The organism is Paenibacillus sp. FSL P4-0127, from assembly GCF_038007325.1.
Taxonomy (GTDB): domain Bacteria; phylum Bacillota; class Bacilli; order Paenibacillales; family Paenibacillaceae; genus Fontibacillus; species Fontibacillus macerans.
In genome coordinates this window covers 267296-282830 of sequence record NZ_JBBOWY010000002.1, presented here as the reverse complement: position 1 = coordinate 282830, position 15535 = coordinate 267296, and the positions used below count along the sequence as shown (strand labels likewise).

Annotated in this window: 14 protein-coding genes and 1 pseudogene; 5 read left to right on the top strand and 10 right to left on the bottom strand. The window is 55.9% G+C overall.

Annotation, left to right across the window (positions count from 1 at the left end; translation table 11 throughout):
- Nucleotides 1–579: 579 nt before the first annotated feature.
- Entirely contained in the window at nucleotides 580–1326 is a 747-nt protein-coding gene (locus NYE74_RS27825; protein ID WP_036626188.1) for an IclR family transcriptional regulator, read from the bottom strand.
- 333 nt (nucleotides 1327–1659) lie between these two features.
- Here NYE74_RS27825 and NYE74_RS27820 point away from each other — a divergent pair, with 333 nt between their 5' ends.
- Nucleotides 1660–2667, top strand: coding sequence for an alpha/beta hydrolase (locus NYE74_RS27820; RefSeq protein ID WP_082208107.1), 1008 nt, complete (start codon nucleotides 1660–1662; stop codon nucleotides 2665–2667).
- 64 nt (nucleotides 2668–2731) lie between these two features.
- On the top strand, nucleotides 2732–4555 hold the full coding sequence (locus tag NYE74_RS27815; protein WP_155620830.1) for a Fe-Mn family superoxide dismutase: 1824 nt from the start codon (nucleotides 2732–2734) through the stop codon (nucleotides 4553–4555).
- A gap of 85 nt (nucleotides 4556–4640) precedes the next feature.
- Here the strand turns inward: NYE74_RS27815 and folE are convergent, their stop codons facing one another.
- The 6 genes and pseudogenes from folE to NYE74_RS27785 all read right to left on the bottom strand — a co-directional run bounded on the left by folE (nucleotide 4641) and on the right by NYE74_RS27785 (nucleotide 9139).
- Nucleotides 4641–5234 carry a GTP cyclohydrolase I FolE gene (gene folE / locus NYE74_RS27810; protein WP_036626194.1) on the bottom strand — a complete coding sequence of 198 codons (594 nt, stop codon included), beginning with the start codon at nucleotides 5232–5234 and terminating at the stop codon, nucleotides 4641–4643.
- A gap of 119 nt (nucleotides 5235–5353) precedes the next feature.
- Nucleotides 5354–5590 (bottom strand): YneF family protein, encoded by a 237-nt coding sequence (locus NYE74_RS27805; protein WP_036628819.1) that lies wholly within the window; start codon nucleotides 5588–5590, stop codon nucleotides 5354–5356.
- An 86-nt stretch (nucleotides 5591–5676) separates the two neighbouring features.
- Nucleotides 5677–6717 (bottom strand): HD-GYP domain-containing protein, encoded by a 1041-nt coding sequence (locus NYE74_RS27800; RefSeq protein ID WP_036626197.1) that lies wholly within the window; start codon nucleotides 6715–6717, stop codon nucleotides 5677–5679.
- Between the two features lie 102 nt (nucleotides 6718–6819).
- A pseudogene (queG, locus tag NYE74_RS27795) lies at nucleotides 6820–7977 on the bottom strand (tRNA epoxyqueuosine(34) reductase QueG); the annotation flags it as partial.
- A 96-nt stretch (nucleotides 7978–8073) separates the two neighbouring features.
- The gene (gene rnhA, locus NYE74_RS27790) at nucleotides 8074–8514 is read right to left on the bottom strand and encodes a ribonuclease HI (protein WP_036626200.1); all 441 of its coding nucleotides are present in this window, start codon (nucleotides 8512–8514) and stop codon (nucleotides 8074–8076) included.
- A 181-nt stretch (nucleotides 8515–8695) separates the two neighbouring features.
- Entirely contained in the window at nucleotides 8696–9139 is a 444-nt protein-coding gene (locus NYE74_RS27785) for a GNAT family N-acetyltransferase (RefSeq protein WP_036626203.1), read from the bottom strand.
- Between the two features lie 583 nt (nucleotides 9140–9722).
- Between NYE74_RS27785 and NYE74_RS27780 the strand changes: the two genes are divergently transcribed.
- On the top strand, nucleotides 9723–10337 hold the full coding sequence (locus NYE74_RS27780; RefSeq protein ID WP_341005353.1) for a superoxide dismutase: 615 nt from the start codon (nucleotides 9723–9725) through the stop codon (nucleotides 10335–10337).
- 34 nt (nucleotides 10338–10371) lie between these two features.
- Nucleotides 10372–10587: a hypothetical protein gene (locus NYE74_RS27775; RefSeq protein WP_036626209.1), complete on the top strand. Its 216-nt coding sequence runs from the start codon at nucleotides 10372–10374 to the stop codon at nucleotides 10585–10587.
- A 112-nt stretch (nucleotides 10588–10699) separates the two neighbouring features.
- On the opposite strand, the gene NYE74_RS27770 is transcribed toward NYE74_RS27775, so the two are convergent.
- The 3 genes from NYE74_RS27770 to acpS all read right to left on the bottom strand — a co-directional run bounded on the left by NYE74_RS27770 (nucleotide 10700) and on the right by acpS (nucleotide 14028).
- Nucleotides 10700–11479: a family 16 glycosylhydrolase gene (locus NYE74_RS27770; protein WP_326045020.1), complete on the bottom strand. Its 780-nt coding sequence runs from the start codon at nucleotides 11477–11479 to the stop codon at nucleotides 10700–10702.
- A gap of 684 nt (nucleotides 11480–12163) precedes the next feature.
- Nucleotides 12164–13609: an A/G-specific adenine glycosylase gene (gene mutY, locus NYE74_RS27765; protein WP_278737900.1), complete on the bottom strand. Its 1446-nt coding sequence runs from the start codon at nucleotides 13607–13609 to the stop codon at nucleotides 12164–12166.
- 17 nt (nucleotides 13610–13626) lie between these two features.
- Entirely contained in the window at nucleotides 13627–14028 is a 402-nt protein-coding gene (gene acpS, locus NYE74_RS27760; protein ID WP_036626218.1) for a holo-ACP synthase, read from the bottom strand.
- A gap of 573 nt (nucleotides 14029–14601) precedes the next feature.
- Here acpS and NYE74_RS27755 point away from each other — a divergent pair.
- Nucleotides 14602–15513 (top strand): AraC family transcriptional regulator, encoded by a 912-nt coding sequence (locus NYE74_RS27755; protein ID WP_036626221.1) that lies wholly within the window; start codon nucleotides 14602–14604, stop codon nucleotides 15511–15513.
- Nucleotides 15514–15535 lie beyond the last annotated feature (22 nt).

The following is a 15535-nucleotide window of genomic DNA, read 5'->3' as shown; positions in this document are numbered from 1 at the left end:
AAAATAGGGTAAGCCGGAAATCTAACGGTTGCAGCAGCGGTTATTTTCCGAAAAAAGACCTCTTCAAAACTCTAACGTTTGTGATGGCCGTTATTTGCCTGATCTTATGCGCAATTAGCCGATTTTCAGTGAAATAAGCGTGATGGCAACCGTTAGAATTCGAAATCAAGGTTCTTGGAACAAATAGCGCTTGTGGCAACCGTTGCTAGAATAGTTGTGTGACTAGAAAATGTAACTTGTCGGATAAGACTTGATGCAACGCTAGTGGCGAAGTTATAGAAGGATAGCTGAATTTTCCGGAAATTTCCGGCATATCGCAACAAACGGGCGTTTCGTATGAAGATAGTTGCATTTTCTACATTTATCCGGAAGGTGGGCAGCGATAATTGCCATCTAATTGCAAACCATGCAGTTAAACAGGTCTAGCCGGAACCCCTCTCTGACTTCAGCAGCTTTAGTTGTACCTTTCGCAATTATTTTCCGCTCAACCGCAAATCCCGCCCATTTAAATGTACTTTTTGCACTTACTACTCCTATTTGCCATAGGTGCTGCCCCAACGGGCCAACGGGCCAACGGGATCAGCCCTGGATCATCATTCCCATCTCCCGGGCCGCTTCAATCAGCACCGGGCCGTATTCTTCCAGCCGTTCCGGCGTCAGGCGGCTGACCGGCCCGGACACGGACAAGGCGGCGGCGATTTTGCCGCTCCGGTCGAAGATCGGCGCGGCGACGGCGGAAACCCCCGGCTCCCGTTCCTCATAGCTGGTGGCGTATCCGCGCTCGCGGACCTGCCGCAACTGGGACACATAAGCCGCCGGGTCCAGCCCTGCCGGCCAGTCGGGGCTGTCCAGGACCGCCCGCGTCACCGGCTCGTCGGAATAGGCGACAAGCACCTTGCTGGACGCCCCGACATACAGCGGCAACCGCGCCCCGACCTGGGCCACCCGCCGGATCGCCTGATTGCTCTGCACGGCCTGGATGCGCAGCCGGTCGTTGCCGTCGCGCAAATAGAGGCTGACCGTTTCCCCCAACCGGTCGCGCAGCCGCTCCATCAGTGGCAGCAGCAGAACGGCCGGATCGTCGTTATGCGACAAATGCGCCGACAGCTCCCATATTTTCAAGCCCAAGCGGTATTTCTCCGTCGCCGGATCGCGCACGACGAATCCACGCTCTTCCAGCGTGGTCATCAGACGGTGCACCGTGCTTTTATGTAAGCCGATCTCGCCGGCAATCTCCGTTAACCCCAAATCGCTTCCTTTCGTAAAACACATCAATATATCCAGCGCCCTTTCGACGGCGCGAACCGTTAGCTTCCGGTCTTCCATCCGGCATCCACTCTCCTTAGGATGTTTCACTATATGAAACTCGGTTACATAAATTATATGAAAGACCGTGGATTCCGTCAATGAACGGTAACGGTCCTGCCCATGCCCCGGTTTTCCATTGACTTTACGGCACCCCGGACTTACGATAAATTAAAGGGTGTCGCCTTATTTCGACATTATCTACGTAATTTGCTCGTATCGGCAGTATCAATATATTGGACTTATCCGTAAACTGCGGCTTTTTTCATCATATACTCTAATAAACGCAATTTTAAAGATTTTAAAGAAACAGGAGGGAAGCCTATGAGCCACACCGGCCGCAACGACCTTCCCATGCCTTCGGCGTTCCCTAACAACGATATTCCCGCAACCGCAAGCCGGCGCATCAGCATCAAGCATATTGCCGTGGCTTTGCTGTTGTCCATTTTGTTTTTCCTGATTTTCTGCTTTGTTTCTCTGCACGGATATATCGCCTGGGTGCTGTCCAATCCGACGGTGGCCCCGCTTTATTCCAATCCGAAGCTGGCCCAAAATCTGGATTACGAGAACATCACGTTTCCTGCCGCAGACGGGAGCCGAATGATGCAAGGGTGGTATATCCCCGCTGAAGATTCCGCCAAAACGATCGTTTTTAGCCACGGTTACGGCGCCAATCGCGAGGAATCTTGGATTCCGATGTACGAGTTGGCCAGTTTTGCCCACCGGCTGAATTTTAACGTCTTAATGTTCGACTACGGCTTCGCCGCCCAGAACAGCAAAGAAGTGGCCACCGGCGGCAAAAAAGAAGCCCAGCAACTGCTTGGCGCCATTGATTACGTGAAACAGCGCGGGGCGCGGGAAATCGTTGTCTGGGGGTTCTCGATGGGCGCCGGCACGGCGCTTCAGGCGGGACTAACGAGCGGCGATATCGACGGCATGATCCTCGACAGCACGTTTCTGCTTGAGCCGGACACGATGTACCACAACATCCGCCAGCAAATCGATCTGCCGCGGCATCCGTCGCTGGAAATCATCGGCATGCTGCTGCCGGTGCTGAACGGCACGAGCCTGCGGCAAATTCCGTACACGCAGGTCAAATCGGAGGACTACCCGTTCCCGACCTTGTTCATTCATGGGACGGAAGACGAGAAGGCGCCTTATCCGATCGCCGAGAAGCTGGCCGCCAATCAGACGAATCCCGATTCGGGCGTTTGGATTGTGGAAGGCTCGCATCATGAACTGATTTTTCGCGAACATCCCAAGGAATATTTGCGGAAAGTGTCGCTTTTCCTCAGCCGGATCAAAACCGCCGCTTCCGGCAGCGGCAGCGAAAGCGCCCTTACCGGGTCCGCAATCGAATAGCATAGGCCAAACCTCCCCGCGAATAAGCTGGTAGTAATGACTAAAGCAAGGGGAGGTTAACCGGATGCTGTTCGTTTACGGGCCTTATTTGCCTGTACGCATTTTGGAAGAAATCCGCTTCTGGAAGCAGCAGGAAGCGGAGCATACGGAAGTGATCAAAGCGATCATTCCCAATTTGGAGCACCACTACGTTAAGCTGCTGGACGAGTGGAAGAAGGTGTTTACCGCCACGGAGGCGGCGGCCGACCGGCTGCTTCAGCACGGTCTGACGTCCAAGGAAGCGGCCTCGAGCCCCCAGCTGATCAAGCAAACCGAGCGACTGCTCGGCGCCGCCTTTCAGCAGTCGAAGGAATTTATCCGCCAGCTGCACCATATTCTCGACCGGAGTGAGGCGGTCAAGGCCGTTCCGCTCGCCCCCGTCGTGCTGATGCACATTATCCGCGAATCGGAGTATTTCCTGGCCGTGCTGGAAAGGCTGAACCGCCCCGGAGAGATCGCGGGCTGTGTCGCCGGCGATCCGCCGGTGTACGACCCGTATCATCAAGGCGGGGGAACGCAGGCCTATGAGTCTTATCAGCAGCCCACCGGACCCGCTCCCTATGGGCCTTACCAGCAGCCTACCGGGCCAGCTCCTTTCGGGTCTTACCAGCAGCCTGACGATCCGCCGCCTTATGGGCCTTACCAGCAACCCGGCGGACCGGCCCCTTTCGGGCCTTACCAGCAGCCTGGCGGACCCGCTCCTTTCGGGCCTTACCAGCAACCCGGCGGACCTGCTCCTTTCGAGCCTTACCAACAGCCTACCGGACCGGCCCCTTTCGGGCCTTACCAGCAGCCTGGCGGACCCGCTCCTTTCGGGCCTTACCAGCAGCCTGGCGGACCCGCTCCTTTCGGGCCTTACCAGCAGCCTGGCGGACCCGCTCCCTTCGGGCCGGCGGCAGGCGGACAGCCGCCTTATTACGGGCCAACCGGCACGAGAGCGGAGGAGGCGGCCGAAGGACGAGCAGAAGAACCCGAGGAATCCTGGCCGCAGCACTCGCCGCATCAGCAGGCGATTTCACCGGAGGAGGCGAATTCCGGCTTCGAAACACCAACTGTTTCGAACACGGGGCTTGAAGCGGAATCGGCCGCGCCAGCCGAAAATCTGCCGAATGACAATGCGGCGGAAAGTTTGGCAGAAAGAAATGCCGATGAGGCAGCCGGCAACGAAAACCTGCGGTATGAAAACGACGCGCCTTCCGGTGCCTCCCGTATCCCCGAGCGTCCCGTCCCGATCGGCGGGCACACGCTTCCGCCCCTGCCCTACCCTTACAATGCCCTCGAGCCTTACATCGATGAGGCAACGATGCGCATCCATCACGACAAGCACCATAAAACCTACGTCGATGACTTGAACAAGGCGGAAAAAAAGCTCCAGGAGGCCCGCAAAAACGGAAACTTCGAGCTGGTCAAGCATTGGGAACGGGAACTCGCTTTTAACGGCGCCGGCCATTATCTTCACACCATCTTTTGGGAGATCATGAACCCGAAGGGCGGCGGAAGACCGGAGGGCGAACTGCTCCAGCAAATCACCCGCGATTTCGGCAGCTACGACGCTTTCCATCGGCAATTCTCCGAAGCGGCCGCCAAAGTGGAAGGCGGCGGCTGGGCGATCCTCGTCTGGAGTCCGCGCAGCCACCGGCTGCAAATTTTGACCGCGGAGAAGCACCAAAACCTGTCGCAATGGGACATCGTGCCCTTGCTTCCGCTCGACGTTTGGGAGCACGCTTACTATTTGAAGCATCAAAACGTGCGGGCCGACTACATCAAGGATTGGTGGAACGTCGTGTACTGGCCGGCCGTGGCGGAGCGCTACGAAGCCGCGAAAAAACTAAAATGGCAGCCGTATTAATACGGCTGCCATAATGCGGAAGACTCCCCCGCAGGCGCGCTCGGTAAACCCTCAACCTTTGTAACCGACGGAGCGCGGCTTTCCGTTATTCCTTGATCAAGGACAAAAACTCCGCTCGCGAAGCCGCGTCCTTGCGGAAGCTGCCGCGCACCGCGGACGTGACCGTTTTGCTGCCCGGCTTCTTAACGCCGCGCGCGCACATGCAGAGATGCTCGCCTTCCACAACGACCATTACGCCCTGCGGGTTCAATACTTCTTCCATAATGTCGGCGATCTGCGAGGTGATGCGCTCCTGCACCTGCAGGCGGCGGGTTACCGCCTCCACCAGGCGGGCCAGCTTGCTGAGCCCGGCGATTCGGCCGCTCGGAATGTAGCCGATATGCACTTTGCCGAAGAAAGGCGCCATATGATGCTCGCATTGACTGTAATAGACGATGTCCTTGACAATGACGAGCTCCTCATGGTTCTCTTCAAACGTTACCCCAAGCACGTCGCGGGGATCAACCTCATAACCGGCAAAAATCTCCTCGTACATCCGGGCAACCCGGGCGGGAGTATCGAGCAGCCCTTCCCGTTCGACGTTTTCCCCGATCAGCTTTAAGATTTCACGAACATGATGTTCGATTTTCTCGTGATTTTCTCCAACCTGCTTGTTTACGTAATCTTTAAGTCCAGCCATTTAAGCGCCTCCTCCTTTCAAAAAAAGCATGGCGATGACGCACCCGGCGCCGGTTATATGCTGACGCCGCGAATTGCGAACAGGCCACACTTTTTAAGACTCTTCATTCGAGCCGATGTTTATTTTTTCTTTCGCGGCCGCGCCCCTCCGGGAACCTGGCCCTGGTTTTTCATCATTTGCTGCGCGCGCTGCATCTGCTTGCTGTTCAGATTATAACCCATCTGTTTCGCCACTTTTTGCAGCATTTCCGGATCGTTTTGCATTTTTGTCATCTGCCGCCGCAAATAAAAAACACCGATCAGAAAACCGCCGACCAATCCGACGACAAGCGTAATAATTGGAATTACGATATCCATCATTCAGCCACCCCTGCATTAATATCCGTGCAGCCCCCCGTTTGGCTAACGCACTCCAAATATAATAGCATTCACCCTGCCGCGATTCAAGCCAGAACCGTTTCGATAAACAGCGTTGTTTCCGTTGCCAGATCCACTTCCTTCACGTCCAGTTCATCCCCGGCGCCGCGCGCGATGCGGATGACCGGGCGGCCCGGCAGGCCCCGGTGCTGGCTGACGACCACGCCGGTTTCCTTCGTCGACAACCTTACCGCCGTGCCGTTCGGGTACACGGATACGATGCGGGTGAACTCCACCAGCACGTCGTGATCCAACTCATGCTCCGAACAGGCCATCAGCTGCTCGCAGGCCTCGTGCGGCAACAGGCCGCGCTGCGATCCGCCTTCACCGCCGCCGCTGATCAGATTGTCGTACATATTCGCAACGGCGATAATGCGGGGAAACAGGTGAATTTCATCCCCTGCCAGGCCGCGGGGAATCCCGGTGCCGTTAAGGCGTTCATGATGCTGAAGCGCCGCATGGGCGATGAGCAGATTAAATTCGCGTTTTTGCTTCAGCATTTCATATCCCCGCCACGTGTGATGATGCTTCGGATCGTCCTCCGCCGCGCCTTCCGGCAGAGGAACGGATTTGCCGATATCGTGCAGCAGCGCTCCGATCGCCAGATCCTTTAACTGGGAATAGCCCAGTCCCATGTTCAGGCCGATCATGGACGAGATCAGGCAAACGTTAACCGCATGCAGATAAGCCGCGTTGTCCGCCGTGCGAATATCGGTCAGCTGCAGAAGCACTTCCTTGTTGTTCAGCACGTCCGTCAGCAATGAATCCACGCTGGAGTTGATCTTTTTCGTGCTCCATTCCTTCCCCGACCGGATCGCTTCCTGCGTTTCCACCATTTCGTGAAATACCGCCTGTTTGGTCGATTCGCTGATCACATCTTCGACTTCGACATCATCGTAATCGGCATCTTTGATGTACAGCATCGTAACGCCGATCCGCTTAAGCGTATTGATCATAAATACGGTCAGCTGAATCCCCGCCGACAATAGCACGGTGCCGTTTGCGGAATAAACCGTTTTTCCCAAGTATTGCCCTGGCTCGATATCTTCAATACTGATGAAACGCATCCTTTCATCCCCCTTGACGGCAATCGCTTCCCGTCATCGTTGTCAATCCGGTTTGCTTTCCTTCACCGTCGGGCGGCTTTCTCCAGGCGACGCTCCCCCTCGCAGCTTCCGGTCCGCCGCCTGGAGACGCTCAAGCACTTCCTCGTCCTGTTCGCTCTCCAGCGCCCGGCTCACCGCCTCCGCCGCCGCTTCTCCCCCGATCCGGGCGAGCGCCCAAGCGGCCGTGCCGCGCAGCACCGGACGAGGATCATGAAACAGTATATCTATTAATTTCGGCACGGAAGCGGTATCTTTGAAGTTGCCGAGCGCAATCACCGCATTCCGCTGGATCGGCTTCTTCCCTCTCCAGGCCGCCGCGCTGTCGCCGAAGCGCTCTTTAAATTCCCGGTTGCTGATATCGAGCAGCGGCAGGAGCAGCGGCTTGACCGTCTCCGGATCGGGCTGCAGCTCCGGCCGGTGGTTCCAGGACTTGCCCCTGTTTTTCGGACAAACGATCTGGCATGTGTCGCAGCCGTAAAGCCGGTTGCCGATTTTGAGCATGAACTCTTCTTCCACAAACCCTTTCGTTTGCGTCAAAAAGGAAATGCACCGCTGCGCGTTCAGCACGCCGGGCCCGACCAGCGCCCCGGTCGGACAGGCGTCGATGCATTTCGTGCATTCGCCGCAATCCTCGGTGACCGGGGAATCCGGCGGAAAAGGAATGTTGGTAATCATCTCGCCAAGGTAAATCCACGATCCCCATTTAGGCGAGATGATCGCGCAGTTTTTCCCTTTGAAGCCGATTCCCGCCCGCTCCGCCACCGCACGGTCGACCAGCGCTCCGGTGTCCACCATGCTCTCGATCCGCGCTTCCGGAACCCGCTGGCGGATGAAATCCTCCAGCTTGGCCATCGCCTCGCGGAGCACCAGGTGGTAATCACGCCCCCAGGCCGATCTGGCCAATATCCCGCGCCGCTGCCCCGGCTCGGACTTCGGCGGGTTATCCATCTTGGACGGATACGCCACGGCGATCGAAACCAGGGAAGCCGGCTGTTCGAGAGACAGCTCGGGGTAAATGCGCTTATCGATATCCGGTTCCTCAAACCCGGATTCGTATCCTTTTTCACGCCGGTCCAGCAAAATGGCCTTCAGCGAAATAAAAGGGTCCGCGGAGGCAAAGCCGATATCGTCGATGCCGAGCGAAGCCGCGTTTTCCTTAATTTCGCGTTTCAAATCCGCCCACGCGCCGGCGTTTGCGGAAACGACGCTGCCGTCGTGTATTGTCTTTGCCACTCCCTTCCCCTCCTTGATGTGAATTTTACGGGCGACAAACGTTCCCCATCCCCCATATCGTTGTTGTTTTTCGAACGAAGCCAATCAGGAAGACAGCCGCTTGATCGCTTCCCGGGCCAACATATCGCAATGATTGTTGAGCTCATTGTCGCTGTGCCCTTTGACCTTAACGTATTCGACCTGATGGATGCCCATCAGCCGCCACAGCTCCTGCCACAGGTCTTTGTTTTCCACCGGCTGGTTTTTGCTGTTTTTCCAACCGTTTTTAAGCCATCCGCGAATCCAACCCTGTTGAAAACAGTTCACCACATAGGCGGAATCGCTGTATACTTTGGCCCGGCACGGCTCCTTCAGTTGACTGAGCGCCGAAATAACCGCTTGGATTTCCATCCGGTTGTTTGTGGTCATTTTCTCGCCGCCGGACAGATCCTTGCGATGCCCGTTAAATATTAATACAGCGCCCCATCCCCCAGGGCCCGGGTTTCCGGAACAGGCGCCGTCGGTATATATCGTTATCTCCTTCACCGTTCATCCTCCAAGATTCGCAGGCCATAAACCGCGGATTTTGCCGACAGGCCAAAACATGAATTCGGCCTACCGACGATTTGGTCAATCTATAAATAGAAAAGCATATCCCGCACCCATTTGCAACGGATGGAAGATATGCTTCAATCATTCCTCTTCTTACCTGTCTATAATTTAAAAATCAATTAGACCCCGATAAAGAACGCGCAGCAGCGATGCCAAGCTTCTGGAACGCCTCTAAAAATTTGCTTGCGCCGTAGCCCATCGCTTCGTACAGCGGCATAATCGCTTTGTTATGCTCGTCTCCGGCCACCATGATCCGGCGGACATTGCGCTGCTGAAAACGTTGTTCCATCGCGGAAACGAGGCTTCTGCCTACGCCGCGCCGGCGATAATCCGGGTGAACGGCCATCCGGTAAATACACCCGGTATGCTGATCGATCGTTCCGATCAGGACCCCCTGAATTTCTTCCTCCGCTTCCGCAACTAGAATCAGTTCGGAATCCCAGGCCAATTGTCTGGCAAAAGCTTGTTTGGTGTCCTCGTAGCAAGCCTCGGACAAGGATACCTGCAAAAGATCCATCACTTGATTCACATCACTCAACTGAAAGGAACGAATAAGCATGCTATGATCTCCTTTTTCCTTAACACTAGATAGATTCATGCTAAAGGCGCGGCCTTTATTTTTACATCAAGCAAATAATTAAAACCAGACAAAAAACGAGAAAAAAACTGCTTCTTTGTCCATTAAACCATATAAATCAACGAAATACACCAATTTTCTTCTGAAAGCGCTTAATGTTAAGCGTTTACATTTATTTTTTGTGAATTTCCCTTCACAAAACAGGTTTTCATACATATATTTTGATCATATGTAAATAATAGGTTTTGTTTCGAGTATGTAAATGCGATCGACATTTTAAGTGCGTGTTCAAAAAGTCGGGTTTTCAGCACCGAAGCGTATGCTTACGATGTGCGTTTTTTCAAAACGCTGTAGGTCGGATGAAGCTAGGGACGAAAGGAGCGGTGCGTACGTTTTGGGTGCGTGAGCATCTGAAATGTTTCCGCAGGAAACATGCTACGGAAGCATGTGCTACGGCCCGGCTGAATTCAAGATTCGACGCCCGATCCACTTTCTGACCTGCTTCGTGATCAAAAGACGACTTTTTGAACAACTCTTTAACAAAAAAATCGGGAGGTTTTCCGTTATGGCCCATGAATTGCCTGCTTTACCCTATCCGGCAAACGCGCTTGAACCTTACATCGATGAGCAGACGATGAACATTCACCATGATCGTCACCACAATACGTACGTGACCAATCTGAACGCCGCGCTGGAAAGCGCCCCGGCACTGCAGAACAAAAGCGTGGAAGAGCTCATTTCCGACCTCGGCAGCGTTCCCGAAAATATCCGCACGGCCGTGCGCAACAACGGCGGCGGCCACGCCAACCACAGCTTGTTCTGGACCGTGATCGGCCCCGGCGGCGGAGGAACTCCAAGCGGCCCGGTCGCTTCCGCCATAGACAGCGATCTTGGAGGGTTCGACAAATTCAAAGAGGAGTTTACAAAAGCGGCGGCGACCCGTTTCGGCAGCGGCTGGGCCTGGCTGGTCGTCGGCAAGGACGGCAAACTGGCCGTAACGAGCACGCCAAACCAGGACAACCCGCTCTCCGAGGGGCAGACACCCATTCTTGGCCTGGACGTCTGGGAGCACGCCTACTATTTGAAATATCAAAACAAACGCCCGGATTACATCGCGGCATTTTGGAACATCATCAACTGGGACGAAGTGAACCGTCGTTACGAAGCCGCCAAGAAATAAGGGCGATTGACGATCGCCGGAAGGAGGTTACACTATGGCCGAGCAAAAGCGTAAGCTGACCAACGATCCGGAGGAGCTGCTGAAAGCCAAGCACGCGGAAGACGAGCATAAGCAGCAGTTCACGAACTTCGCGCACAGCGTTACCGGTGGAGCCGAGGCTGCGGATCCGGGCAAAGTGGTGGGCGAAGAACACCGCGAACCGGATACGCAAAACTATATGAAAACGGTGGAAAACCGTATGCTGGAATAGTGACGATAAAAAGTGGTCTCCCTTTGGAAGGGAGGCCTCTTATTATCGGCTATGGTATGAAAACGACCGGCGCCAGCTTGAACCGGCGCACGGCTTGATTCTTACTGGGCCGCTATTCCGCCGGGGTATACTTGATCCAGTCATAGTACGCCCGAACCGGGGACCCGGGATAAATGAATTTCCCCGTCCAAGTTTTGGCAGCATCGCCCGCGCCTGCCCAGAAGTTGACCATAATGCTGCCCGGATGGCTCGGCAGTGGTCCGCGGGAACCGTCCTCGGTATGCACCAGCTTGCCGTCGACATACCATTTGATCGAGGCCGGCGACCATTCAAAAGCATAGTCATGGAAGTCCAGCGATGCATCGAAGCCAAGATCAATGACCGTGCTGTGATCCCCGTCTCCGGCCGTATAATAGTTGGTCTCCAGTTTCGTCGGATCTTTTCCCAGAATTTCAATATCAATTTCGTCATTCTCTTCCGTGTCCGGATCCGGATTGAGGTCATAATAAGTGAACAGTGAAGTGACCAGTCCCTCGCCTTTCGCCACCTTCATTCGCGCCTCCACACGCCCGTAGCCGTAGTCTTCCCCAATGGTCGCATATTCGCCGGAGGCGTACTGCTCGCCGGAGCATCGGCTTGGACACCCCGACTTGTCCAGTCGAAGGGCCATGACTCCGTTATTGAATTCGATATTGTTCGCCCGCCACCCTACTCCGAAATCCTCTCCGTTCTCCCAGCCGTCCGAAGCATAAAACATGCTCCCGTTAAAAGCGTTCAGCGGCTCCGCAAACCCGTCCGCCGCCGCCGCCGGGACCGCCAGCAGCAGGCTGCAGCCTATCAGACAGACTCCCAAACCGCCGCGGACTTTTGGCAAAAACGTAAACTTTTTCATTATATCCCTCCTCATAATTTACCGCGTCATGAATTGCCGCGTCGTAAATGCCGCAAAAAAATCGCGGGAAATAACGACGGTTTGCTCCAGCATTTCCGCTGGAAAGCTCCGCTCCCTCCTTTGCGCAATGTATCCGCCATGCCGATCCAAGCTGTCTATTATATGCATAAATGTACCATAGAAGAAAGATGTTGGGTATGAGCAGGAAGTAGCAGCATCCAGTGGAGTAGCATGATAAAGCAGTACTAGAATTTTCAGCGGCACGCGGACGTGGCACGCGGACGTGGCACGCAGCATGGGATTCTGCTATGCGGAATTCGTGGTGCGAGGTTCGTGGTGTGAGGTTTCGCGGTGCAGGGTTCTGCGGTGCAGGGGTATGGCGGTGCAGGGCTCCGCGGTGCGTGGGAAAGACCAATGGTTTGGTGAAAGTAGCTCAACTGCAAAAGTGCATCTCATTTTCCCGTAACCTACCTATTTGGGGCGTATGAAATGCAAAAATGCATCTATTTTAAAACTATTCGGTAACAAAGAGAATTTTAAACAGAAATGGACTGCACTTTTGCATTTGACGAGCCATTTTCGAGAAAGTTCGACAAATACCGCATGCACTTTTGCATCTCGCGGAACCCCATATTGCGGAAAAGAAAACCGCACCCAGGTACTACACCCACGTGCGGTTTTTGCCTATACTTGTTTAAAATACCGGTTTAATATCCGCAAAAAAACGTTCGGAAACGCCAGACTTCCCATATCTTCCTTGGTGATCCAGCGGTATTCCGCGGAGTCCGCGGCCAGATCGAAGCCCGCTTGCTTGACCCCGCCCCCGGCCGGCGATGCCGCTTCCGGCTTGGCCGCACCCGTAGACGCGCTCGCTTCGCCGGCCTGATTCGCCCCCGCCTCATAAGCCGCGGCGGTTTCGGCGGCGAATAAGCCGGCCGAACCGGCTGCCGCCTGATGCTGCGCCGCCGAATGGACGTTGCCGGCGTACGGGACGGAATTCGGAGCGGCAACGGAGGCCCCGGCATAGGGAGCCCACCCGTATGCGGCCTCGGCGGTGCCGGTCATACCGTCGGTCCCGCCCGTCACGGCCACGTCGTTTTCGGCCTCATCGTTTTCGGCCTGGCCGGCGGCATCTTCCGCGGCGAACCGGAACACGCGGAGGTTCCAGTGAATGTGGCTGAACGTATGCTCCGCGTTCATCCACGCTTCCCCCGGCCGCGCCGGCATGCCCGCGGCGGCCAGCGCCGCCGCCAGCCGGTCCATCGCCGGGCCGTCCGGCAGCCCGGCGCCTTCGCCCGGCACGGCGTCGGCCGGGATATGGGGCAGCTCCCACATCCGCGCGAGCAGCCCCGTATCCGGCCGCCGGCGCACGAGCACGCGGCCCCCAAGCGCCCCGCCGCCCTCCACGAGGGCGACAAGCCGGTATTCCGGCCGCGGCGGCTTCGCCTTGCTCTTCACCGGCAGGCGCTCCTCCGCGCCCGCAAGCCGCCCGGCGCAGCGGGCCATGACCGGGCAAATCAGGCATTGCGGCGACTTGGGCGTACAGACTAATGCCCCCAGCTCCATCAGCGCCTGATTAAAATCCGCGGCCCGGCCCTCGGGGATCAGCTCCGCCGCCAGGTCCTCCATCAGCGTGCGGGTCCCGGTTTTCATAATATCCTCTTCGATCAGGAAATACCGTGACAGCACCCGCATTACGTTCCCGTCGACGGCCGGCTCGGGCCGGTTAAAGGCGATGCTCATGATCGCCCCCGCCGTATACGGGCCGACCCCTTTCAAGGCGGACACGTCGGCCTTGTTGTCCGGCACAGCCCCGCCGTGCCGCTCGACCACCTGGCGCGCGGCCGCCTGCAGGTTGCGGGCCCGCGAATAATACCCGAGCCCCTCCCAGCATTTCAGCACCTCTTCCTCCGGGGCTTCCGCCAGGTCCTGAATCGTCGGAAACCGCTCGATGAACCGGTGGAAATACGGAATCACCGTATCCACGCGCGTCTGCTGCAGCATGATTTCCGAAACCCAAATATAATACGGATCGCGGTGCCTGCGCCAAGGCAAATCCCGCTTGGAGCGCTCATACCAATCCAGCAGCTCCGTACTGAAGAAAATCTTGTTTTCCCTGCTCTCCTGCATCGATCTATGTTCTCCTTTTATGTGCCCTGTTCAATGCGTTCCACCACGGCAAAGGCGGACGCCAAATTCCGTTCGTGCGTAATGCTCAAATGGACCGTATACCGGCCATGGCCCGTCAACCCCAGCCGCTCCCAGGCTTCCGGCGGCATAAATACGCACGGCTTGCCGCTCGCATCCGGCAAAATCTCCATGTCGGCAAACCCGAGCGTCCTGCCGATGCCGCAGCCAAACGCCTTGCTGACGGCCTCCTTGGCGGCGAACCGCCCCGCCAAAAACTCTGCCGCACGCGCGGTTTGCCCCGGCAATTGCCGTTCGGCCGCGGTCAGGATGCGCCGCGTCAGCCGCTCGCCGACCGAACCGCTTAACATCCGCCGGACGCGTTCGATTTCGACAACATCATGTCCGATTCCGTAAATCAACGTAAGCCCTTCTTCCTCATACGGTTGGGATTATAGCCTGGCTTGCCTTACAAGCCGCCAATCACATTGTAACAGGGAAGCCGCTCCGGCGCGAGTCCGGCAGGGACAAAACGGCGCCTGCCTGACACCCGCCGCCTTCCTAAGCGAGTAGCGGTGCAGGTGTAGCTTACGAAGTGCGGTGCGATTCCAAATACTCCCCCGCTTCCCTCCCCCGGACTAGCTCCTGCCATTTTACTCTTGATATACTAGTGGACAAATGAAATAGCTGCAAAATGTACAGTTACTTATCCGGAAATGCTGCCACAGCGCTCGATTAAGTGTAATACCTGCAGTTCTCAGGTATCTTTCGAAAAATGAGGCTAAAAACGTAGAAATAAATGTACGAAATGCAATTAAACGAATGATTGGATAAATGGTTATAAAGTTAGTTGTATAATTTGCAATTAACGTTCAGAGTGGGGCCGATCAAGCGCGCTTTTGCCCCGCCCCTGGTTTCCCGGAAAGCAAGAATGATCAAGAAGAAGCGGCGCCCCCCATTTATACTAAGCACATAGACCGGTCTGGAGGATGTTCATGAACGCTGTCAGCACTATCATGCAAAGCATCGACTACATTGAAGAGCGGCTCGGCGAAGAGCTGACGCTAAGCAGGATCGCCAAAGCGATGTTTTATTCCGAGTACCATTTTCACCGCACTTTTTTGTACTTTGTCGGCGACACGGTCACATCCTATGTGCGGAAACGGAGATTGTCGACGGCGGCGGAACTGCTGACCGAAACCGACTTGAAGGTGCTGGAGATCGCGCTGCGGTGCGGCTTCGGCTCCCATGAAGCCTTTACCCGGGCGTTCCGGAAAATGTACGGCATCCTGCCGACAGAGTGCCGCAAGCTGGGCCGTCCGCCGTTTCTTGTGCCGCGCGCCGCGCCTCTTCCGACCATCGATGCGCAAATAACCAGTGATTGGGGAGATCAAATCATGCAATACCGTATCGAACAACTACCCGCCATGCGGATTCTGGGCTACGCGATGCAAAGCACCATCGTGGAAGGCAAAAACCATGACGATATTCCGGCATTTTGGCAAACGTACATGCAGGAGCGGCTCGGAGAACGGATTCCCGGCAAAAAAAATCCAAACGTCGAGCTTGGCGTTTGCTCCCCTACCGACGAAGACGGAACCTTCCAATATATCATCGGCTTTGAAGTGGACGAAGCGGCCGAGGTTCAGGAGGGCATAACAGAATATCTCATTCCGGCGGCTACCTACGCCATCTTTACGACACCTCCGGCCGGCGAGGACAATTTCAGCACGTCCATCCAAACGACCTGGGACGGGATTTTTGCGAACTGGTTCCCTGTATCCGGTTACGAGCAAATCAATGCCCCCGATTTCGAATGGTACGATGAACGCTGTTGGCCAAAAGAAGGCAAGCAGATCGATATCTACATTCCCGTCCAGCCAGCGAAATCCAATCCGGAAGCTTAAGTAGCCAACAACGCAAACAAAA